Origin of the sequence: Bacillus sp. FSL R5-0523, assembly GCF_037975295.1 — a bacterium.
GTDB lineage: Bacteria > Bacillota > Bacilli > Bacillales > Bacillaceae > Bacillus > Bacillus subtilis.
This window is the reverse complement of sequence record NZ_CP150251.1, coordinates 2484737-2506069: the sequence shown is the minus strand read 5'-3', so window position 1 is coordinate 2506069 and position 21333 is coordinate 2484737. Positions and strand designations below refer to the sequence as shown.

22 protein-coding genes are annotated in these 21333 nt (G+C 43.8%); 19 read left to right on the top strand and 3 right to left on the bottom strand.

Annotation, left to right across the window (positions count from 1 at the left end):
* Positions 1 to 24: 24 nt before the first annotated feature.
* From comEA to NYE53_RS12760, 3 genes are all read left to right on the top strand, one after another.
* Complete coding sequence (gene comEA, locus NYE53_RS12770; protein ID WP_339245007.1) at positions 25 to 642, top strand: competence protein ComEA; 618 nt, start codon at positions 25 to 27, stop codon at positions 640 to 642.
* A gap of 66 nt (positions 643 to 708) precedes the next feature.
* Entirely contained in the window at positions 709 to 1278 is a 570-nt protein-coding gene (locus NYE53_RS12765; protein WP_003229978.1) for a ComE operon protein 2, read from the top strand.
* Between the two features lie 3 nt (positions 1279 to 1281).
* The gene (locus NYE53_RS12760) at positions 1282 to 3612 is read left to right on the top strand and encodes a DNA internalization-related competence protein ComEC/Rec2 (RefSeq protein ID WP_339245005.1); all 2331 of its coding nucleotides are present in this window, start codon (positions 1282 to 1284) and stop codon (positions 3610 to 3612) included.
* Between the two features lie 39 nt (positions 3613 to 3651).
* Here NYE53_RS12760 and NYE53_RS12755 read toward each other — a convergent pair whose 3' ends face one another.
* Complete coding sequence (locus NYE53_RS12755) at positions 3652 to 3786, bottom strand: YqzM family protein (protein WP_003229983.1); 135 nt, start codon at positions 3784 to 3786, stop codon at positions 3652 to 3654.
* Positions 3787 to 3826: 40 nt separating this feature from the next.
* On the opposite strand from NYE53_RS12755, the gene NYE53_RS12750 reads away from it, so the two are divergent.
* Together NYE53_RS12750 and holA are read left to right on the top strand one after the other, a co-directional pair.
* Positions 3827 to 3976, top strand: coding sequence for a hypothetical protein (locus tag NYE53_RS12750; RefSeq protein ID WP_003229985.1), 150 nt, complete (start codon positions 3827 to 3829; stop codon positions 3974 to 3976).
* A gap of 39 nt (positions 3977 to 4015) precedes the next feature.
* Positions 4016 to 5059 (top strand): DNA polymerase III subunit delta, encoded by a 1044-nt coding sequence (gene holA, locus NYE53_RS12745; protein WP_339245003.1) that lies wholly within the window; start codon positions 4016 to 4018, stop codon positions 5057 to 5059.
* Between the two features lie 14 nt (positions 5060 to 5073).
* Here holA and rpsT read toward each other — a convergent pair whose 3' ends face one another.
* Complete coding sequence (rpsT, locus tag NYE53_RS12740) at positions 5074 to 5340, bottom strand: 30S ribosomal protein S20 (RefSeq protein WP_003229989.1); 267 nt, start codon at positions 5338 to 5340, stop codon at positions 5074 to 5076.
* Positions 5341 to 5543: 203 nt separating this feature from the next.
* Between rpsT and gpr the strand changes: the two genes are divergently transcribed.
* The 12 genes from gpr to mtaB all read left to right on the top strand — a co-directional run bounded on the left by gpr (position 5544) and on the right by mtaB (position 19479).
* Entirely contained in the window at positions 5544 to 6650 is a 1107-nt protein-coding gene (gene gpr / locus NYE53_RS12735; protein ID WP_109962781.1) for a GPR endopeptidase, read from the top strand.
* Positions 6651 to 6712: 62 nt separating this feature from the next.
* The gene (gene spoIIP / locus NYE53_RS12730; RefSeq protein ID WP_339245000.1) at positions 6713 to 7918 is read left to right on the top strand and encodes a spore autolysin SpoIIP; all 1206 of its coding nucleotides are present in this window, start codon (positions 6713 to 6715) and stop codon (positions 7916 to 7918) included.
* Positions 7919 to 7934: 16 nt separating this feature from the next.
* Entirely contained in the window at positions 7935 to 8273 is a 339-nt protein-coding gene (locus NYE53_RS12725; protein WP_032726189.1) for a YqxA family protein, read from the top strand.
* A gap of 133 nt (positions 8274 to 8406) precedes the next feature.
* Positions 8407 to 10245 carry a translation elongation factor 4 gene (lepA, locus tag NYE53_RS12720; RefSeq protein WP_003229999.1) on the top strand — a complete coding sequence of 613 codons (1839 nt, stop codon included), beginning with the start codon at positions 8407 to 8409 and terminating at the stop codon, positions 10243 to 10245.
* A 53-nt stretch (positions 10246 to 10298) separates the two neighbouring features.
* Positions 10299 to 11438: a radical SAM family heme chaperone HemW gene (hemW, locus tag NYE53_RS12715; protein ID WP_015714284.1), complete on the top strand. Its 1140-nt coding sequence runs from the start codon at positions 10299 to 10301 to the stop codon at positions 11436 to 11438.
* 80 nt (positions 11439 to 11518) lie between these two features.
* Positions 11519 to 12550 carry a heat-inducible transcriptional repressor HrcA gene (gene hrcA / locus NYE53_RS12710; protein WP_003246126.1) on the top strand — a complete coding sequence of 344 codons (1032 nt, stop codon included), beginning with the start codon at positions 11519 to 11521 and terminating at the stop codon, positions 12548 to 12550.
* Positions 12551 to 12621: 71 nt separating this feature from the next.
* Positions 12622 to 13185, top strand: coding sequence for a nucleotide exchange factor GrpE (grpE, locus tag NYE53_RS12705; protein WP_339244997.1), 564 nt, complete (start codon positions 12622 to 12624; stop codon positions 13183 to 13185).
* Positions 13186 to 13208: 23 nt separating this feature from the next.
* Positions 13209 to 15044, top strand: coding sequence for a molecular chaperone DnaK (gene dnaK / locus NYE53_RS12700; RefSeq protein WP_014477380.1), 1836 nt, complete (start codon positions 13209 to 13211; stop codon positions 15042 to 15044).
* A gap of 199 nt (positions 15045 to 15243) precedes the next feature.
* Positions 15244 to 16371 carry a molecular chaperone DnaJ gene (dnaJ, locus tag NYE53_RS12695; RefSeq protein WP_003230010.1) on the top strand — a complete coding sequence of 376 codons (1128 nt, stop codon included), beginning with the start codon at positions 15244 to 15246 and terminating at the stop codon, positions 16369 to 16371.
* Between the two features lie 24 nt (positions 16372 to 16395).
* Positions 16396 to 17331 carry a 50S ribosomal protein L11 methyltransferase gene (gene prmA / locus NYE53_RS12690; RefSeq protein WP_004398884.1) on the top strand — a complete coding sequence of 312 codons (936 nt, stop codon included), beginning with the start codon at positions 16396 to 16398 and terminating at the stop codon, positions 17329 to 17331.
* Positions 17332 to 17353: 22 nt separating this feature from the next.
* Positions 17354 to 18124 carry a 16S rRNA (uracil(1498)-N(3))-methyltransferase gene (locus NYE53_RS12685; RefSeq protein ID WP_339244993.1) on the top strand — a complete coding sequence of 257 codons (771 nt, stop codon included), beginning with the start codon at positions 17354 to 17356 and terminating at the stop codon, positions 18122 to 18124.
* On the top strand, positions 18124 to 19479 hold the full coding sequence (gene mtaB / locus NYE53_RS12680; RefSeq protein ID WP_339244990.1) for a tRNA (N(6)-L-threonylcarbamoyladenosine(37)-C(2))-methylthiotransferase MtaB: 1356 nt from the start codon (positions 18124 to 18126) through the stop codon (positions 19477 to 19479). Before NYE53_RS12685 ends, mtaB begins: the two co-directional genes overlap by 1 nt.
* 35 nt (positions 19480 to 19514) lie before the next feature.
* On the opposite strand, the gene NYE53_RS12675 is transcribed toward mtaB, so the two are convergent.
* Entirely contained in the window at positions 19515 to 20438 is a 924-nt protein-coding gene (locus NYE53_RS12675; protein WP_339244988.1) for a Na/Pi symporter, read from the bottom strand.
* Positions 20439 to 20610: 172 nt separating this feature from the next.
* Between NYE53_RS12675 and rpsU the strand changes: the two genes are divergently transcribed.
* A complete protein-coding gene (gene rpsU / locus NYE53_RS12670) occupies positions 20611 to 20784 on the top strand; it encodes a 30S ribosomal protein S21 (protein ID WP_003152957.1) in 174 nt (57 codons plus the stop codon).
* A gap of 14 nt (positions 20785 to 20798) precedes the next feature.
* Positions 20799 to 21245, top strand: a complete 447-nt coding sequence (locus NYE53_RS12665; RefSeq protein WP_003230022.1) for a GatB/YqeY domain-containing protein — start codon at positions 20799 to 20801, stop codon at positions 21243 to 21245.
* Positions 21246 to 21333 lie beyond the last annotated feature (88 nt).

Below are 21333 nucleotides of genomic sequence, written 5' to 3'. Positions count from 1 at the left end.
TGACGAAAGCGGGGAACATGCACGATGAATTGGTTGAATCAGCATAAGAAAGCAATCATTTTGGCGGCTTCTGCGGTTGTTTTCACAGCAATTATGATCTTTCTGGCCACAGGGAAAAATAAAGAGCCGGTGAAGCAAGCTGTACCAACAGAGACAGAAAATACAGTGGTAAAGCAGGAAGCAAACAACGACGAGTCAAACGAAACAATTGTGATAGACATCAAAGGTGCTGTTCAGCATCCTGGCGTTTATGAAATGCGAACAGGGGACAGAGTATCTCAGGCAATTGAGAAAGCGGGCGGGACCAGTGAACAAGCAGACGAAGCGCAAGTAAATTTGGCGGAGATTCTGCAGGACGGGACAGTGGTGTACATCCCGAAAAAGGGAGAGGAAACAGCAGTGCAGCAAGGTGGCGGAGGGTCTGTCCAAAGCGATGGAGGGAAGGGAGCGCTGGTGAATATCAATACAGCAACCTTAGAGGAGTTACAAGGCATCTCAGGGGTGGGGCCATCCAAAGCTGAAGCTATTATTGCATACCGGGAAGAAAAAGGGCGTTTCCAAACAATTGAAGATATCACTAAGGTTTCAGGAATAGGTGAAAAGTCATTTGAGAAAATAAAGTCTTCCATTACAGTAAAGTGATTTGACGGTCATGCATTATGATAGGTAAACTATAGGTCAGGCAACACAACATTTGGAGGGAACAACGTGGAACGAATTTCATGGAATCAATACTTTATGGCTCAAAGCCATTTATTGGCGCTGCGCAGCACATGTCCGAGATTATCTGTCGGCGCTACTATAGTCAGAGACAAACGCATGATAGCAGGAGGCTACAACGGGTCAATCGCGGGCGGCGTACATTGTGCAGATGAAGGATGCTTAATGATAGATGATCATTGCGCAAGAACCATTCACGCTGAAATGAATGCGATTCTTCAATGCTCTAAGTTTGGGGTGCCGACTGATGGAGCTGAGATTTATGTGACGCATTATCCGTGCATTCAATGCTGCAAATCTATTATTCAAGCTGGTATCAAAACAGTTTATTATGCTGAGGATTACAAAACACATCCGTATGCGCAGGAATTATTTGAACAGGCGGGTGTAACTGTTGAACAGGTTGAACTCGATGAAATGATCGTTGATCTGAAAAACAGAGAAAAGCTTTCATTTGTAGCGGGTCTTATAGGGAAATTGGCCGATGCCGGTTTAGCGGAGGAAGAATTGAAAAAGATACATGAACAGGCGAATACACTTTTCACGAGCTACGTGTGATGAATGCGTAATTCGCGTTTGTTATTGCCTATGGCGGCAGCTTCGGCAACGGCTGGAATTACTGCCGCCGCTTATTTCCCCGCTATTTTTCTTTTCATCCTCCTTCTCCTCATCATTTTAATCAAAACGAGGCACGCTTTTCTTATTATTGTTTGTTTCTTCTCTTTTATATTGTTTTTTGTACTGTATGCAGTCACAGATTCTCAGAATGTCTCTTCCTATCGGCAGGGAACCTATCAATTCAAGGCAGTGATTGACACTATTCCCAAAATTGACGGCGACCGTATGTCTATGATGGTTAAGACACCTAATAAGGAAAAATGGGCTGCTGCGTATCGCATTCAGTCTGCTGGTGAAAAAGAACAGCTGCTATACATAGAACCAGGAATGTCATGTGAGTTGACTGGTACATTAGAAGAACCGAATCACGCAACTGTGCCGGGTGCATTTGATTATAACGAGTATCTTTATCGGCAGCATATTCATTGGAACTACTCTGTCACGTCTATCCAAAACTGCAGCGAACCTGAAAATTTTAAGTACAAGGTGCTCAGCTTGAGAAAACATATCATATCATTCACAAACAGCCTTCTGCCTCCTGATTCGGCAGGGATTGTACAGGCACTTACAGTTGGTGACAGATTTTATGTGGAGGATGAAGTGCTTACCGCGTATCAAAAGCTTGGTGTTGTCCATCTCTTGGCAATATCAGGGCTCCACGTGGGGATTTTGACAGCAGGTTTGTTTTATATCATGATTCGCCTTGGTATAACTAGAGAAAAGGCGTCAATTCTGTTGCTGTTATTTCTGCCGCTCTATGTGATGTTGACCGGCGCTGCTCCTTCAGTGCTACGCGCCGCTCTCATGTCGGGTGTTTACTTAGCTGGAAGCCTTGTCAAATGGCGTGTCCACTCTGCAACTGCAATTTGTCTTTCATACATCGTCCTTCTGCTCTTCAATCCTTATCATCTCTTTGAAGCCGGTTTTCAGCTATCGTTCGCCGTCAGTTTTTCTTTAATTCTATCCTCTTCTATTTTTCAGCAGGTTAAAACCTCCTTGGGGCAGCTGACAATTGTATCACTCATCGCTCAGCTGGGCTCGCTTCCGATTCTCCTATATCATTTTCATCAGTTTTCTATCATCAGCGTACCGATGAATATGTTGATGGTACCATTTTATACCTTCTGTATTTTGCCGGGAGCTGTAGCAGGTGTTCTTCTATTAAGTCTTTCCGCTTCGTTTGGGAGATTGTTTTTCAGCTGGTTTGATTTATTGATAAGCTGGACCAATAGGCTAATCACAAACATTGCAGATGTTGATGTGTTCACGATTATGATCGCACATCCTGCACCTGTTTTGCTTTTTTTATTCACGGTTGCGATCATCCTATTGCTTATGGCGATTGAAAAACGCTCCTTGTCGCAGTTGATGGTAACCGGAGGCATTTGCTGCACGGTGCTGTTTCTGCTCTTTATATATCCGTGTCTTAGTTCCGAAGGAGAAGTGGATATGATCGATATTGGACAGGGTGACAGCATGTTTGTAGGTGCTCCGCATCAGCGGGGGCGTGTCTTAATTGATACCGGCGGCACTTTGTCTTACTCGTCAGAGCCTTGGCGCGAAAAACAGCATCCGTTTTCACTGGGGGAAAAGGTGCTGATTCCGTTTTTAACTGCTAAGGGAATCAAACAGCTTGACGCTTTAATTCTGACGCACGCTGACCAAGATCATATCGGAGAGGCGGAGACTCTGCTGAAGCATCATAAAATAAAGCGCCTCGTGATTCCGAAAGGGTTCGTTTCTGAACCTAAAGATGAGAAAGTGCTGCAGACAGCCAGAGAAGAGGGAGTGACAATTGAAGAGGTGAAGCGAGGCGATGTATTGCAAATAAAGGATTTGCAGTTCCATGTACTGTCACCTGGAGCACCTGATCCGGCAAGCAAAAATAATTCCTCTCTCGTTCTGTGGATGGAGACGGGCGGTATGAGCTGGATCTTGACGGGTGATCTGGAGAAAGAAGGGGAACAGGAGGTGATGAACGTGTTTCCAAATATTAAAGCAGATGTCTTAAAGGTGGGGCACCATGGGAGCAAAGGCTCTACCGGTGAAGAATTCATCCAACAGCTTCAGCCGAAAACGGCCATTATCTCAGCTGGGAAAAACAATCGGTACCATCATCCTCATCAAGAAGTTCTGCAACTATTACAGAGACATTCTATCCGCGTGCTGCGAACAGATCAAAACGGAACGATCCAATATAGATACAAAAACAGAGGTGGAACCTTTTCTGTCTATCCTCCATATGATACATCAGATATAACAGAGACGAACTAAAAAAGACTGCCGAGAAATCAGCAGCCCGGGCAGTCGCTGTTATGAACCAACTAGGTGAATAACCGTTGCCATGACAAACAAGAAGGCGAAAAATCCGAAGGACACAACAAAACCAACAGCTGAATCTACAGCATCATTTCGTTTGCTTTGAACGTTTTTTTCAAAATCATTCAACTTTATCCCTCCTGACTGATTTAAGTATAATGGAATTGTTTTGAAAAATCTAGAAGCTAAGGTAACGTTTTCTGTTCTGGTGATTATCGCCTTTTTACAAGCTGTCCCGGGGGCTTGCGAACAGGCGTTTAATATAAATGGGGAAGCAGCAGTCAGGCTTCCTCTTTACTATTTTGCAAACTCAATTTAGGATAGAAGGGGATGATGAAAGAGAGGAAGTCGTACAACAATGGTATTTGATGTGTGGAAAAGCCTGAAAAAAGGAGATGTCCATCCGGTTTATTGTTTATACGGAAAAGAGACATATCTGCTGCAAGAAACCGTCAGCAGGATCAGACAGACGGTCGTTGATCAGGAGACAAAGGATTTCAATCTGTCCGTTTTTGATCTGGAAGAGGACCCGCTGGATCAAGCAATTGCAGATGCTGAAACGTTTCCGTTTATGGGGGAGCGGCGTCTTGTCATTGTGAAAAATCCATATTTTTTAACAGGTGAAAAGAAAAAAGAAAAAATTGAGCACAACGTCAGTGCGTTTGAATCATATATACAATCACCTGCGCCTTACACAGTCTTTGTCCTGCTTGCTCCGTATGAAAAGCTTGATGAGCGGAAAAAGCTGACGAAAGCGTTAAAGAAGCACGCGTTTATGATGGAGGCGAAGGAATTAAACGCAAAGGAAACGACGGACTTTACTGTCAACCTTGCAAAAACAGAGCAGAAAACAATCGGCACGGAAGCGGCGGAGCATTTGGTTCTGCTTGTGAATGGACATCTGTCATCGATTTTTCAGGAGATTCAAAAGCTCTGCACGTTTATTGGAGATCGTGAAGAAATTACGCTGGATGATGTGAAAATGCTTGTTGCTAGAAGCCTTGAACAAAATATTTTTGAGCTGATCAATAAAATCGTCAACCGAAAACGAACTGAGAGTCTGCAAATTTTTTATGATTTGCTTAAACAAAATGAAGAACCGATCAAAATTATGGCGCTTATTTCGAACCAGTTCCGGCTGATTCTGCAGACAAAGTACTTTGCGGAACAGGGATACGGACAAAAACAAATCGCTTCTAATCTAAAAGTTCACCCATTTCGGGTAAAGCTGGCGATGGATCAAGCAAGGCTTTTTTCAGAGGAGGAGCTCCGTTCAATTATTGAACAGCTTGCCGTCATGGACTATGAGATGAAAACCGGGAAAAAGGACAAGCAGCTTCTGCTCGAACTGTTCCTTTTACAGCTGTTAAAAAGAAATGAAAAAAACGATCCCCATTATTGAGGATCGTTTTTATATTATGCAGAAAGTCCGTTCACTTTTTTCGCTAGTCTTGATTTGTATCGAGCTGCGGTATTTTTGTGTACAAGACCTGTTTTCACTGCTTTATCAATACGTTTAGCTGCTTCAGTAAGAGCAGTTTTCGCTTTGTCAGCTTCGTTGTTGGCAACAGAAGCTTCAACTTGTTTGATTGCAGTACGCATAGCAGATTTGATTGTCGCGTTATGAACGCGGCGTTCGTTGTTTGTTTTTGTACGTTTAATCGCTGATTTAATGTTTGGCATGTGTTTCACCTCCTAAGATACAACCTGTAGCACAGTGTCTTAAGGTTAAATCTTCTTCACAATAGAACAAATTGTATTCTATCAAACACACCTTTAGATTGCAATATAAATGTAAAGTATTTTTCATTGAAGGTTCTCTTTTTAGCATGATTTATTCAGCAAATGGCAACAATATAGGTACTTAATGTGAAGGAGGCCCCTGTATGAAAAATAGTGAGCTGGATGTGAATCAGTATTTGATACGGACCGATTTGGCAGTGGAAACGAAGGAAGCAATGGCCAATCAGCAGGCTGTGCCGACAAAAGAAATTAAAGGCTTTATTGAAAAAGAGCGTGATCACGGCGGCATTAAAATCCGCACAGTTGATGTTACAAAGGAAGGCGCAGAGCTTTCGGGAAAAAAAGAAGGGCGCTATTTAACGCTTGAAGCACAGGGAATCAGGGAGAATGATTCGGAAATGCAGGAGAAGGTCTCTGCTGTCTTTGCAGAGGAATTCTCAGCTTTTCTTGAAAACCTTAATATCTCAAAAGATGCGAGCTGTTTGATCGTTGGGCTCGGCAACTGGAACGTGACACCTGACGCGCTTGGACCGATGGCAGTAGAAAATCTGTTGGTAACAAGGCACTTGTTTAAGCTTCAGCCGGAAAACGTACAGGAGGGTTACAGGCCTGTCAGTGCATTTGCACCGGGTGTAATGGGGATAACAGGAATCGAAACAAGTGACATTATTAAAGGTGTGATTGAGCAATCGAAGCCTGATTTTGTCATCGCCATTGATGCGTTGGCGGCGCGGGCGGTGGAAAGGGTCAACACAACCATTCAAATATCGGATACAGGCATTCACCCGGGATCTGGAGTGGGGAATAAACGAAAAGATTTAAGCAAAGACACGCTTGGTGTTCCGGTGATTGCTATCGGTGTTCCGACAGTAGTTGATGCCGTGACAATTGCCAGCGACACGGTGGACTACATATTAAAACATTTTGGCAGAGAAATGAAGGATAACAGGCCATCAAGATCGCTTGTTCCGGCAGGCATGACGTTTGGGAAAAAGAAAGTGCTCACTGAAGAAGATCTTCCCGATCAAAAGCAGCGCCAATCGTTCCTAGGGATTGTCGGAACCCTTCAAGAAGATGAAAAACGGCAGCTCATTCACGAGGTGCTTTCGCCTTTAGGGCACAACTTAATGGTTACGCCGAAGGAAGTCGATTCATTTATCGACGATATGGCAAATGTTTTAGCGAACGGACTAAACACAGCGCTTCATGAAAAAGTGTCACAAGAAAACAAAGGCTCCTACAATCACTAAACAGTTCTACTTCCTCTAGCTTGTTCATAGAGTAATTACTAGACAAGCGCTGGAGGGATTCAATGAGAAATAAACGCAGAAACAGACAGATTGTTGTTGCGGTAAATGGAGGGAAAGCGGTAAAAGCCATCTTTCTATTTATCGTAAGCCTTATCGTGATTTTTGTTCTATCCGGTGTGCTGACGTCTCTCCGGCCGGAACTTAGGCCGTCGTCTGACTCTTTTTATGGGATTGCTGAAGAATTGCCGGGTGACGTATTTGCACATTTGCTGCGGATGGAAAACCATTATTTCGCTTCTGACCTCTCTCAAACCGACAGCTCATTTCATCTTTCTCGTCTTTCTTTAAAGCTGGCGACGAGCATTAACCTCGAAGATCCGCGGAGCTTTCTCGGTCGGGAGCTGCCAGGGTTTGCACAATTTGATACCGAGATTTTGTTAGCTGGACAAGGGACCGATTATACGAATATGCCTGCGGAATCGCCGCCGCCGTCTAAGGTGATGGAGGAAGAAAGGGAAGCGAATTTGGCAGAGATTGAAAAACAGCAAACGCAATCAGATAATGCACAAAAAGATCCGCCCAAACAAACAACAGGTGATAAAAAGGTCGTGTTTATCTATCACACGCACAATACGGAATCGTATCTCCCTCTATTAAAAGGCGAGACCGATCCTGACATGGCGCGCCATTCTAAAGCCAACGTCACGCTTGTAGGAGATATGTTCGGACAAGCGCTTGAATCCCAGGGAATCGGAGCCACAGTGAATAAAACCGATATACAGTCAAAATTGAATAAAAAAGGCTTAAACTATGCCAGGTCCTATGACGAATCAAGGCCGGTCGTGAAAGACGCCCTCGCTTCAAACAAAAATCTGCAATATATCATTGACATCCACAGAGACTCACGGCGCAAAAAAGACACAACCGCAACGATTAAAGGAAAAAGCTATGCCAGGGTAGCCTTTGTCGTCGGGAAAAAAAGCAAAAACTTCGAAGAAAACTATAAAATTGCGAGTGAGCTTCATAAACTGATGGAGAAAAAATACCCCGGACTTAGCACAGGTGTCTTTTCCAAAGGCTCGCCAGGCGATAATGGTGTTTACAATCAGGATTTAACCGATAGAGCGCTTTTGCTCGAGTTTGGCGGAGTAGATAATAATCTCGAAGAGCTGCAGCGTGCGGCTAACGCGGCCGCGGACGTATTCAGCGAAATGTACTGGGATGCTGAAAAGGTCAACGCAGCGAGCGGGGAGATGAAAAAACAATAAGAAATAGGTGGTTGATTTGATTGCATACTTTGGAAAATGCTTACTGCTTGTCACGATCATGTTTTTAGGCGTTCTGTTCGGCATGCAGCAGGCAAACAACGGGATGCTGAGTATGAAAGGCTATCATGACCCTTCACTGAAGGGGGCGTTTACGCTCACCGACGGAAAAGATAATGAAAAAGAAGCCTCAATCCTAGGAGAAACAGTCACGGCAAAAGATTTAGAAGAAAAACAAAAAGAGCTGGAAAAGGTGGAGACATTCAATATGTTTTCAAAAGCCGGACAAGCGCTTTCGAACACCGTAACCAATACTGCCCAGTCAATGTATGAATGGATACGGGATATGAATCAATAAGTGCGTGAAAGAGAAAAGCAGCCCAGATATGATAGGGAACTTTTCTCTTTCTTGTTTTACATTGAATCTTTACAATCCTATTGATATAATCTAAGCTAGTGTATTTTGCGTTTAATAGTAGGAGTGATAGATTGTGACAGATAAAGAAAAGCGTTTAGAGAGGCAATCGAGAATACGGAATTTCTCTATCATTGCCCATATTGACCACGGAAAATCGACCTTAGCGGATCGTATTTTAGAAAAAACGTCGGCAATCACTCAACGAGAAATGAAAGAACAATTGCTCGATTCTATGGATCTTGAACGTGAGCGGGGCATAACCATTAAATTAAACTCTGTTCAGCTTAAATATAAAGCAAAAGACGGAGAAGAATATATCTTTCATCTAATCGATACGCCGGGACACGTCGACTTCACGTATGAAGTATCCCGAAGCCTTGCTGCCTGCGAGGGAGCGATTCTTGTCGTGGATGCAGCCCAGGGGATTGAAGCGCAGACGCTCGCCAATGTCTACTTAGCGCTTGACAACGATCTTGAAATCCTTCCGGTCATCAATAAAATCGACCTTCCGAGCGCCGAGCCCGAACGTGTGCGCCAAGAGGTAGAAGACGTTATCGGCCTTGACGCATCAGAAGCCGTGCTTGCTTCAGCAAAAGCCGGTATCGGGATTGAGGAGATTTTAGAACAAATCGTAGAAAAGGTGCCAGCTCCGACCGGAGATCCGGAGGCGCCGCTCAAAGCGCTGATCTTCGACTCGCTTTATGACGCCTACCGCGGTGTCGTGGCTTATATCAGAGTCGTTGAAGGAACGGTAAAGCCGGGACAAAAAATCAAAATGATGGCAACCGGCAAAGAATTCGAAGTAACAGAGGTGGGCGTGTTCACGCCGAAAGCAACTCCGACAAATGAACTGACGGTCGGTGATGTAGGCTTCCTGACTGCCTCAATCAAAAATGTCGGTGACACACGTGTCGGTGATACAATAACGAGCGCTGCCAATCCTGCAGAAGAAGCGCTGCCGGGATACCGCAAGCTAAACCCGATGGTGTACTGTGGTTTGTATCCGATTGATACAGCGAAGTATAATGATTTAAGGGAAGCTCTTGAAAAGCTTGAGCTGAATGATTCCTCCCTTCAATATGAAGCGGAAACTTCGCAAGCGCTTGGATTCGGGTTCCGCTGCGGATTTTTAGGCATGCTTCACATGGAGATCATTCAGGAGCGAATTGAGCGTGAGTTCAACATCGACCTGATTACGACAGCGCCAAGCGTTATCTATGACGTGTATATGACAGACGGCGAAAAGGTCGTTGTCGATAACCCGTCCAACATGCCGGATCCTCAAAAGATCGAAAGGGTTGAGGAGCCATACGTAAAAGCGACGATGATGGTGCCGAATGACTATGTCGGCGCTGTAATGGAGCTTTGCCAAGGAAAACGCGGCAATTTTATTGATATGCAGTATTTAGACGCAAACCGTGTCAGCATCATTTATGATATGCCATTAGCGGAAATCGTATATGAGTTTTTTGATCAGCTGAAATCAAGCACTAAAGGCTATGCGTCCTTTGATTATGAACTGATCGGCTACAAACCGTCCAAGCTTGTGAAAATGGACATTATGCTGAATGGTGAAAAAATCGATGCCCTTTCCTTTATCGTGCATCGTGATTACGCATATGAACGCGGAAAAGTGATCGTTGAAAAACTGAAAGAACTCATTCCGCGCCAGCAGTTTGAAGTTCCGGTACAAGCCGCAATCGGCCAGAAAATCGTGGCCCGCTCCACCATAAAAGCAATGCGTAAAAACGTATTGGCTAAATGTTACGGAGGGGACATCTCGCGTAAACGGAAACTTCTTGAAAAACAAAAAGAAGGAAAACGCCGTATGAAGCAGGTCGGCTCAGTTGAAGTGCCGCAAGAAGCATTTATGGCAGTTCTGAAAATGGACGACAGTCCGAAAAAACAATAGAAGCCGCCGCAGTCTTGTACTGCGGCTTCTTTCTGTAAAGAAGGTGAATCCATTTGAAATCAGCTTATATCCATATCCCATTTTGTGAGCATATTTGCCACTACTGCGATTTCAATAAATATTTTATTCAAAGTCAGCCAGTCGACGAGTATTTAAACGCACTCGAACAGGAAATGATAAATACAATAGCAAAAACCGGGCAGCCTGATCTCAAAACAATCTTTATCGGAGGAGGCACGCCGACCTCCCTGTCTGAGGAACAGCTTAAAAAGCTGATGGACATGATCAACCGCGTGCTGAAGCCCTCAAGCGACTTATCGGAATTTGCGGTTGAAGCGAATCCGGACGACTTGTCCGCAGAGAAATTAAAAATATTAAAAGAAGCAGGCGTAAATCGCCTCAGCTTTGGTGTGCAAACGTTCGAAGACGATCTGTTAGAAAAAATCGGCCGAGTGCACAAGCAAAAAGATGTATTCACCTCTTTTGAAAGAGCGCGGGAAATCGGTTTTGAGAATATCAGTCTTGATCTAATGTTCGGGCTTCCGGGGCAAACCCTCAAGCATCTGGAACATTCCATAAACACTGCTTTATCATTGGACGCCGAGCATTATTCCGTTTACTCCCTTATTGTAGAACCGAAAACGGTATTTTATAATTTGATGCAAAAAGGGCGGCTTCATCTTCCGCCGCAGGAGCAGGAAGCTGAAATGTATGAAATGGTGATGAGCCAGATGGAAGCTCACGGCATTCATCAATATGAAATCAGCAACTTTGCTAAGGCAGGCATGGAATCTAAGCACAATCTAACGTATTGGAGCAACGAACAATATTTCGGTTTCGGAGCCGGCGCTCACGGATATATCGGCGGCACACGAACAGTGAACGTCGGACCTGTTAAGCATTACATTGACCTGATAGCTGAAAAGGGTTTTCCGTACAGAGATACACATGAAGTGACAACAGAAGAACAGATTGAGGAAGAAATGTTTTTAGGTTTGAGAAAAACAGCCGGTGTCAGCAAAAAACGATTCGCAGAAAAATACGGCCGTTCCCTGGATGGACTTTTCCCAAGCGTGTTAAAAGACCTCGCTGAAAAAGGGCTGATTCACAATTCGGAGTCTGCCGTTTATTTGACTCATCAAGGGAAATTATTAGGCAATGAAGTTTTTGGCGCTTTTTTGGGTGAGTTATAATTGACATTTTTCTTGTGGTTTGATACTTTTGTTATAGAATTAGCACTCGCTTATTGAGAGTGCTAACAGAGGTGATGATGATGTTAACAAATCGTCAGCTGCTGATCCTTCAGGTTATAATCAACGATTTTATTAAATCGGCACAGCCGGTGGGATCAAGAACTCTTTCGAAAAAAGATGAAATCACATTTAGCTCTGCAACAATAAGAAACGAGATGGCTGACTTGGAGGAATTGGGCTTTATTGAAAAAACCCATTCATCCTCAGGACGTGTTCCGTCAGAAAAAGGGTATCGGTACTATGTTGACCATTTGCTGTCACCCGTCAAACTGACGAAAAGCGACCTGGACCAAATCCACTCGATCTTCAAAGAGAAAATTTTCGAGCTGGAGAAGACAGTTCAAAAATCAGCGCAAATTTTGTCCGATCTGACGAATTACACATCCATCGTACTCGGGCCGAAGCTGAGTGAGAATTACCTTAAACAGATTCAAATCATTCCGATTCAGCCTGATATGGCGGTAGCGATTCTCGTTACCAATACGGGGCATGTGGAAAACAAAACGATTAACTTTCCGACCAAAATGGATCTGTCTGATATTGAAAAACTGGTCAATATACTGAACGACCGTTTAAGCGGCGTTCCAATGGATGAACTGAATGAGCGCATTTTTAAGGAAGTTGTCATGTACCTAAGACAGCACATTAAGAACTATGACAATATACTCGACGCGCTTCGTTCAACCTTTCATTCCACAAATCATGTTGAAAAGTTGTTTTTTGGCGGGAAAATCAATATGCTGAACCAGCCTGAGTTCCATGATATCACTCGCGTTCGGTCGCTCCTTTCATTAATTGAGAAAGAACAGGATGTTTTAAAGCTGGTTCAATCCCCGCACACGGGAATTTCGATTAAAATCGGAAAAGAAAACGACTATGAAGAGATGGAAAATTGCAGTCTGATTACGGCTTCTTATTCCGTAGACCAGAAGCAGATTGGCTCAATTGCGATCATCGGCCCGACCCGCATGAATTATTCCAGGGTTGTCAGCCTGCTTCAGCATGTGACTTCGGACTTGTCAAAAGCATTAACAAGTCTGTATGATGAATAAGGGAATTTTGGCAAATTTTATCGAAGGGCAGCACCAGTCCTTCTCCTTACACTTTGAGGGAGGTGAACACAATGTCAGAAGAAAAACAAACCGTTGAACAAAACGAAACAGAAGAGCAAGAAATCATTGAAGAACAAGCTGCCGCTGATGAACAGCAGGAAGAAACAAATGAAAGCGAACTTCTTCAAAACCAAATTAACGAATTGCAAGGTTTGCTTGAGGAAAAAGAAAACAAACTTTTGCGTGTTCAAGCAGACTTTGAAAACTATAAACGACGCAGCCGTTTAGAGATGGAAGCGTCCCAAAAATACCGTTCTCAAAATATCGTGACTGATTTGCTGCCGGCTCTTGACAGCTTTGAACGAGCGCTTCAGGTTGAAGCCGACAATGAACAGATGAAAAGTTTGCTCCAGGGAATGGAAATGGTCCACCGTCAGCTCGTAGAAGCCTTGAAAAAAGAAGGCGTCGAAGCCATCGAAGCTGTAGGGCAGGAATTTGATCCTAATCTGCACCAAGCTGTTATGCAGGCTGAAGACGAAAACTACGGCTCCAACATTGTTGTTGAGGAAATGCAAAAAGGCTATAAGCTGAAGGATCGCGTCATTCGCCCTTCCATGGTCAAAGTGAATCAATAATTACATAGCAGGAGGTTATTCAAGTGAGTAAAGTTATCGGAATCGACTTAGGAACAACAAACTCATGTGTGGCAGTGCTTGAAGGCGGCGAGCCTAAAGTTATTGCTAACGCTGAAGGAAACCGCACAACGCCATCAGTTGTTGCATTTAAAAACGGCGAACGTCAAGTAGGGGAAGTGGCTAAACGCCAATCTATTACAAACCCTAACACAATTATGTCAGTCAAACGTCATATGGGTACTGATTATAAAGTTGAAATTGAAGGAAAGGATTACACTCCACAAGAAGTGTCTGCTATCATCCTTCAACACCTCAAATCATACGCTGAAAGCTATCTTGGCGAAACAGTATCAAAAGCAGTTATCACAGTTCCTGCATACTTTAACGATGCTGAGCGCCAAGCAACAAAAGACGCTGGTAAAATTGCAGGTCTTGAAGTAGAACGTATCATCAACGAGCCAACTGCAGCAGCGCTTGCATATGGACTTGATAAAACAGATGAAGATCAAACGATCCTAGTATACGACCTTGGCGGCGGTACATTCGACGTTTCCATCCTTGAGCTTGGCGACGGTGTATTCGAAGTTCGTTCAACTGCCGGCGACAACCGTCTGGGCGGGGACGATTTTGACCAAGTTATCATCGATCATCTTGTGTCTGAATTCAAAAAAGAAAACGGCATTGATTTATCAAAAGACAAAATGGCGCTTCAGCGTTTGAAAGACGCAGCTGAAAAAGCGAAAAAAGATCTTTCCGGCGTATCTTCTACGCAAATTTCTTTACCGTTTATCACAGCTGGAGAAGCAGGACCGCTTCACCTTGAACTTACATTAACTCGCGCGAAATTCGAAGAGCTTTCTTCTCATTTAGTAGAGCGCACAATGGGTCCTGTCCGTCAAGCGCTTCAAGATGCAGGACTTTCTGCAAGCGAAATCGACAAAGTCATCCTTGTCGGCGGATCAACTCGTATCCCTGCCGTACAAGAAGCAATCAAAAAAGAAACTGGAAAAGAAGCGCATAAAGGCGTAAACCCGGATGAAGTTGTAGCGCTTGGTGCTGCGATTCAGGGCGGCGTTATCACAGGTGACGTAAAAGATGTTGTTCTTCTTGACGTTACACCGCTTTCTCTCGGTATCGAAACAATGGGCGGCGTGTTTACAAAACTGATCGACCGCAACACGACGATCCCGACAAGCAAATCTCAAGTGTTCTCAACTGCTGCTGATAACCAAACAGCTGTTGATATCCATGTTCTTCAAGGTGAGCGCCCAATGTCTGCCGACAACAAAACACTCGGCCGCTTCCAGCTTACTGATATCCCGCCAGCACCGCGCGGCGTGCCTCAAATCGAAGTTTCTTTCGATATTGACAAAAACGGTATCGTAAACGTAAGAGCAAAAGACTTAGGCACAGGGAAAGAACAAAACATTACAATTAAATCTTCTTCAGGTCTTTCAGATGAAGAGATCGAACGCATGGTTAAAGAAGCGGAAGAAAATGCTGACGCTGATGCGAAGAAAAAAGAAGAAATCGAAGTCCGCAACGAAGCAGATCAGCTTGTTTTCCAAACTGAGAAAACATTAAAAGATCTTGAAGGCAAAGTGGACGAAGAACAAGTGAAAAAAGCCAACGATGCCAAAGACGCTTTAAAAGCAGCGATTGAGAAAAACGAATTTGAAGAGATCAAAGCGAAAAAAGATGAGCTTCAAACAATCGTTCAAGAGCTTTCTATGAAGCTTTATGAAGAAGCTGCTAAAGCACAGCAAGCTCAAGGCGGAGCAAACGCTGAAGGCAAAGCGGATGACAACGTTGTCGACGCTGAATACGAAGAAGTAAACGACGACCAAAACAAAAAATAAGTTCTTTTTAGTGTCAGCCCCGCTTCCGGAGCTGACCGAAAAGAACACATTTCATAATCTGATTCAATGATTAGAAAGTCAAAGTCAGGCATCTCTTGGCTTTGACTTTTTTTCTTGCCCGGGATAAAAGGAATTGAAAAATCATAATTCAAAATGATACAATCTAATTTATGTGAGAAATTCGGGAGAGTGAAGCGAGATGAGTAAGCGTGATTACTATGAAGTGCTGGGAGTAAGTAAGAGCGCTTCAAAGGATGAAATTAAAAAAGCTTATCGGAAGCTGTCAAAAAAATATCATCCTGATATTAACAAAGAAGCCGGATCAGATGAAAAATTTAAAGAGGTAAAAGAAGCGTACGAAACGCTGTCAGATGACCAAAAACGTGCGCATTACGATCAATTTGGTCACACTGACCCTAACCAAGGCTTCGGCGGCGGAGGTTTTGGCGGCGGCGATTTCGGCGGTTTTGGTTTCGATGATATTTTCTCAAGTATTTTCGGCGGAGGCACAAGACGGAGAGATCCAAATGCTCCGCGCCAGGGTGCTGATTTACAGTATACGATGACCCTGTCGTTTGAGGATGCGGCTTTCGGTAAAGAAACAACCATCGAAATTCCCCGCGAGGAAACGTGCGAAACATGTAAAGGCTCAGGTGCGAAACCTGGAACAAATCCAGAAACATGCTCCCACTGCGGAGGCTCCGGCCAGTTAAACGTGGAGCAAAATACACCGTTTGGAAAAGTCGTTAACAGACGGGTCTGCCACCACTGTGAAGGTACAGGCAAAATCATTAAAAACAAATGTGCGGACTGCGGCGGCAAAGGAAAAATCAAAAAACGTAAGAAAATCAATGTGACAATTCCAGCCGGTGTAGATGACGGGCAGCAGCTTCGTCTCTCGGGACAGGGTGAACCAGGAATAAACGGCGGCCCTGCCGGGGATTTATTTGTCGTGTTCCATGTACGCGCACACGAGTTCTTCGAGCGTGACGGCGATGATATTTACTGTGAAATGCCGTTAACGTTTGCTCAGGCTGCTCTTGGAGATGAGGTGGAAGTGCCGACGCTGCATGGAAAAGTGAAATTGAAAATTCCGGCCGGTACACAAACAGGAACGAAATTTAGATTAAGAGGCAAAGGCGTTCAAAATGTCAGAGGCTATGGACAGGGTGACCAGCATATCGTCGTCCGCGTCGTTACGCCGACAAATCTGACAGATAAACAAAAAGACATTATCCGCGAATTTGCCGAAGTCAGCGGAAACCTGCCTGACGAACAGGAAATGAGTTTCTTTGACAAGGTAAAACGCGCGTTTAAAGGCGATTAATTATTGGATGAGGAGTTGGTAGTTTTGAAATGGTCCGAATTAAGCATTCACACAACACATGAAGCGGTCGAACCTATCTCAAATATATTGCATGAAGCTGGTGCAAGTGGGGTTGTGATAGAGGACCCGCTTGATTTAATTAAAGAACGTGAGAATGTGTACGGGGAAATCTACCAGCTCGACCCCAATGATTACCCAGATGAGGGTGTCATTGTCAAAGCATATCTGCCGGTTAACAGTTTTCTGGGCGAAACTGTAGACGGCATCAAAGAAACGATTAATAATCTCCTTCTTTACAATATTGATTTGGGCAGAAACCACATCACTATTTCTGAAGTAAATGAAGAAGAGTGGGCGACTGCCTGGAAAAAGTATTATCATCCTGTGAAAATTTCTGAAAAGTTTACAATTGTGCCGACGTGGGAGGAATATACGCCGGTCCATACTGATGAACTGATTATTGAAATGGACCCGGGAATGGCTTTCGGCACAGGGACACATCCGACAACCGTACTCTGCATTCAGGCGCTTGAACGCTTTGTGCAAAAGGGTGATAAGGTGATTGATGTCGGCACTGGTTCGGGAATTTTAAGTATTGCGGCTGCAATGCTTGAGGCTGAATCGGTTCATGCCTACGATCTTGATCCCGTGGCTGTAGAAAGTGCACGCCTCAATCTCAAGCTGAACAAAGTCAGCGATATTGCTCAAGTGAAGCAAAACAATTTGTTAGACGGGATTGAAGGGGAACATGATGTGATTGTGGCCAACATTTTGGCTGAAGTCATTCTTCGCTTTACTTCACAAGCGTACAGCCTGTTAAAAGAAGGCGGCCACTTTATTACGTCAGGAATCATCGGTCATAAAAAACAAGAAGTAAAAGAAGCACTGGAACAAGCTGGCTTTACCATTGTAGAAATCCTTTCAATGGAAGATTGGGTCAGCATTATTGCGAAAAAATAACAGTTAGTAGGTGTCACAGCGTATGCAACGATATTTTATCGAGCTCACGAAGCAGCAAATAGAGGAAGCGCCGGCTTTTTCGATTACCGGCGAAGATGTTCATCATATTGTGAACGTGATGAGAATGAATGAGGGAGATCAGATTATCTGCTGCTCTCAAGACGGCTTCGAGGCAAAATGTGAACTTCAATCTGTTTCCAAAGATAAAGTGTCCTGCCTTGTGATAGAATGGACGAATGAAAACAGAGAGCTTCCGATAAAGGTCTATATTGCGAGCGGCCTTCCGAAAGGAGATAAGCTTGAATGGATTATCCAAAAGGGGACTGAGCTCGGAGCTCATGCCTTTATTCCTTTCCAAGCCGCGCGTTCTGTTGTCAAGCTGGATGACAAAAAGGCAAAGAAAAAGCGGGAAAGATGGACGAAAATTGCAAAGGAAGCGGCTGAGCAATCGTACCGTAACGAAGTGCCGCGAGTAATGGATGTCCATTCTTTTCAGCAGCTTCTTCAAAGGATGCAGGATTTCGATAAATGTGTCGTTGCATACGAGGAGTCATCGAAGCAAGGAGAAATAAGCGCATTCAGCGCGATTGTAAGCAGCCTTCCGAAAGGATCATCTCTATTGATCGTATTTGGTCCCGAAGGCGGTTTAACAGAAGTGGAGGTTGAACGGCTCACAGAGCAAGACGGTGTGACGTGCGGCCTTGGACCGAGAATTTTAAGGACAGAAACCGCTCCGCTATACGCGTTGAGCGCGATTTCGTATCAAACAGAGTTATTAAGAGGTGATCAGTAATGGCAACTGTTGCTTTCCATACGCTTGGCTGTAAAGTCAACCATTATGAAACAGAAGCAATCTGGCAGCTTTTCAAAGAAGCGGGCTATGAAAGAAGAGACTTTGAACAAACAGCTGATGTATATGTCATTAATACATGTACGGTTACAAATACGGGAGATAAAAAAAGCCGCCAAGTGATCAGACGCGCCATTCGTCAAAATCCTGACGGTGTCATCTGTGTCACAGGCTGCTACGCGCAAACCTCACCTGCTGAGATTATGGCGATTCCCGGTGTCGACATTGTAGTTGGAACACAGGACCGTGAAAAAATGCTTGGCTACATTGACCAGTACCGAGAAGAACGCCAGCCGATTAATGGCGTCAGCAACATCATGAAAGCAAGAGTATATGAAGAGCTTGATGTGCCTGCTTTCACGGACCGCACAAGAGCGTCATTAAAAATACAGGAGGGCTGCAATAATTTCTGCACATTCTGTATCATTCCGTGGGCGCGCGGCCTGCTCCGCTCCCGCGATCCTGAAGAAGTCATTAAACAAGCGCAGCAGCTTGTCGATGCCGGATATAAGGAAATTGTTCTTACGGGTATTCATACAGGCGGCTACGGCGAAGATATGAAAGATTACAACTTCGCGAAGCTTTTGAGCGAATTAGACACCCGTGTGGAAGGCGTGAAACGGATCAGAATTTCTTCAATCGAAGCCAGCCAAATCACTGACGAAGTGATCGAGGTCTTAGACCGCTCAGATAAGATAGTGAATCATTTGCATATTCCTATCCAATCCGGATCAAACACAGTGCTTAAACGGATGAGACGCAAATATACAATGGAATTCTTTGCAGACCGTTTAAATAAATTGAAAAAAGCACTGCCAGGCTTAGCTGTTACTTCTGATGTTATCGTCGGATTCCCTGGAGAAACAGAAGAAGAATTTATGGAAACCTATAACTTTATTAAAGAACATAAATTCTCTGAGCTGCATGTTTTCCCTTACAGTAAACGTACAGGAACACCAGCTGCGCGAATGGAAGACCAAGTGGATGAAAACGTGAAAAACGAACGTGTGCACCGCCTGATTGCTCTTTCTGACCAGCTTGCAAAAGAATACGCTTCTCAGTATGAAAATGAAGTGCTTGAGATTATCCCTGAGGAAGCGTTTAAGGAAACAGAAGAAGAAAATATGTTTGTCGGTTACACAGACAATTATATGAAGGTTGTTTTCAAAGGTGCGGAAGATATGATCGGCAAAATCGTAAAAGTCAAAATCCTAAAAGCAGGTTATCCTTACAACGAAGGACAGTTTGTCCGTGTGGTTGAGGATGAAATAACTGAACACATGCGTTTGTCTTCTTAACCTAAAAAATCGGTGCATTAAAATGTACCGGTTTTTTATTTAGCTGGAATAAGAAAGTGAATCAAGCGGTAAAACAAGTTTGTAAGCGGAAGAAATAAAAGAGCTGTTACTACATTAAATAAAAGGCTGAAATGAGCAATCCTTTGGGCAGGATCGGGTGATAACTGCTCTACAAAGCCGGTCGCTGCGGTCAGAAAAGGCAATACTAGAGCCACCCCTAGCACGTTAAATACCACATGCGCATACGCTGTCTGTTTCGCCGCATATCCGCCGGATACAGCAGCCATGACAGCTGTAATGCATGTCCCGATATTGGATCCGAGTACGACGCTCATCGCCTGTGTCAGTCCGATAATCCCTTCATTCATAAAACTCATCAAAATGCCGATACAGACAGAACTGGAGTGAATGATGGCAGTTAACACCATCCCGATGAGCAAAGCGGACCAGTTTGAATCGTTAACATGGTGTAGAACGTCGGCTCCCGTTTTCAGCTTCGTCAGCGGCCCGGCAAGGTGGCTGAATCCGCTGATGCAAAAGAAGATGATGCCCAGTCCAAGGAAGCTTGTTCCCAGCTGTTTCAAAGGATACCTGCCAGTCAGAAAAAACAATAAACCTCCTATTAAAAGAACCCAAATCAAAATATCCATTTTGATAGCAATAAATTCAGTTGTAAAAGTAGAGCCAACATTCGTCCCCAGAATCATCGGTATCGTCCGCTTAAAAGAAAGAACGCCCGCACTTACAAAGCCGATGACAATGACCATAAAGGCTGAACTGCTCTGAAGTATCCCCGTAAATACAATGCTGATAAGAAACGCTTTTAACGGATGGTCTGTAAATAAAAGCAAACGATCTTCAATTTTTGAGTACGCCATAGAAATTAAGCCTTTTCGAAGCATGTTCATGCCTGTGAGAAAGAATAATATAAGAGCAGTAAAGCTAATCAGAATTAACATCCTATTCACCAACCCCTTTCTATCATTATATAGACAGGCAGTCGCACTCATGACGGAAAAGTGAACTCACTTAGTTGACCTGACTGATGGCTTATATTATAATGTCAAAGTACATGTTTATATGTGTAACTTAAAGGTAGTCGATTGGTGTATTCGGAGGGAGGGAAAGAGAATGTCAAAAACGGTCGTTAGAAAAAACGAATCGCTTGAAGATGCTCTTCGTCGCTTCAAACGCAGTGTATCAAAGACAGGTACTTTGCAAGAAGCAAGAAAGCGTGAATTTTATGAAAAACCTAGCGTAAAGCGCAAGAAAAAGTCTGAAGCTGCTAGAAAACGCAAATTCTAAAAGAGGGTGGATTTATGAGTCTTCTTGAGCGTCTCAACCAGGATATGAAGCTGTATATGAAAAACCGTGAGAAAGACAAACTGACTGTCGTTCGAATGGTTAAGGCTTCACTTCAAAATGAAGCAATTAAGCTTAAGAAAGACAGTTTGACCGAGGATGAGGAACTCACTGTCCTTTCTCGTGAACTTAAGCAACGTAAAGACTCCCTCCAGGAATTTTCAAACGCTAATCGTTTAGATTTAGTAGATAAAGTTCAAAAAGAGCTGGACATTTTAGAAGTTTATTTACCTGAGCAGCTGTCAGAAGAAGAGCTGCGTACAATCGTAAATGAAACCATCGCGGAGGTCGGTGCGAGCTCAAAAGCGGACATGGGCAAAGTGATGGGGGCAATTATGCCTAAAGTAAAAGGTAAAGCTGACGGAAGTTTAATTAATAAACTTGTGAGCAGTCAACTGTCTTAAATGGCAAAGAAAAGGACATCTTTCTAAGAGAGATGTCTTTTTTTATACATAAAAAAATGAAACCTTTGATACATTTGTTACGTATGAA

Coding starts and splice junctions, on each gene's coding strand:
- mtaB (WP_339244990.1), top strand. CDS start 18,124: ATGGCAACTGTTGCTTTCCATACGCTTGGCTGTAAAGTCAACCATTAT.
- spoIIP (WP_339245000.1), top strand. CDS start 6,713: ATGAGAAATAAACGCAGAAACAGACAGATTGTTGTTGCGGTAAATGGA.
- holA (WP_339245003.1), top strand. CDS start 4,016: ATGGTATTTGATGTGTGGAAAAGCCTGAAAAAAGGAGATGTCCATCCG.
- hrcA (WP_003246126.1), top strand. CDS start 11,519: ATGTTAACAAATCGTCAGCTGCTGATCCTTCAGGTTATAATCAACGAT.
- NYE53_RS12685 (WP_339244993.1), top strand. CDS start 17,354: ATGCAACGATATTTTATCGAGCTCACGAAGCAGCAAATAGAGGAAGCG.
- NYE53_RS12760 (WP_339245005.1), top strand. CDS start 1,282: ATGCGTAATTCGCGTTTGTTATTGCCTATGGCGGCAGCTTCGGCAACG.
- NYE53_RS12665 (WP_003230022.1), top strand. CDS start 20,799: ATGAGTCTTCTTGAGCGTCTCAACCAGGATATGAAGCTGTATATGAAA.
- grpE (WP_339244997.1), top strand. CDS start 12,622: ATGTCAGAAGAAAAACAAACCGTTGAACAAAACGAAACAGAAGAGCAA.
- NYE53_RS12675 (WP_339244988.1), bottom strand. CDS start 20,438: ATGTTAATTCTGATTAGCTTTACTGCTCTTATATTATTCTTTCTCACA.
- gpr (WP_109962781.1), top strand. CDS start 5,544: ATGAAAAATAGTGAGCTGGATGTGAATCAGTATTTGATACGGACCGAT.
- dnaJ (WP_003230010.1), top strand. CDS start 15,244: ATGAGTAAGCGTGATTACTATGAAGTGCTGGGAGTAAGTAAGAGCGCT.
- rpsU (WP_003152957.1), top strand. CDS start 20,611: ATGTCAAAAACGGTCGTTAGAAAAAACGAATCGCTTGAAGATGCTCTT.
- rpsT (WP_003229989.1), bottom strand. CDS start 5,340: ATGCCAAACATTAAATCAGCGATTAAACGTACAAAAACAAACAACGAA.
- comEA (WP_339245007.1), top strand. CDS start 25: ATGAATTGGTTGAATCAGCATAAGAAAGCAATCATTTTGGCGGCTTCT.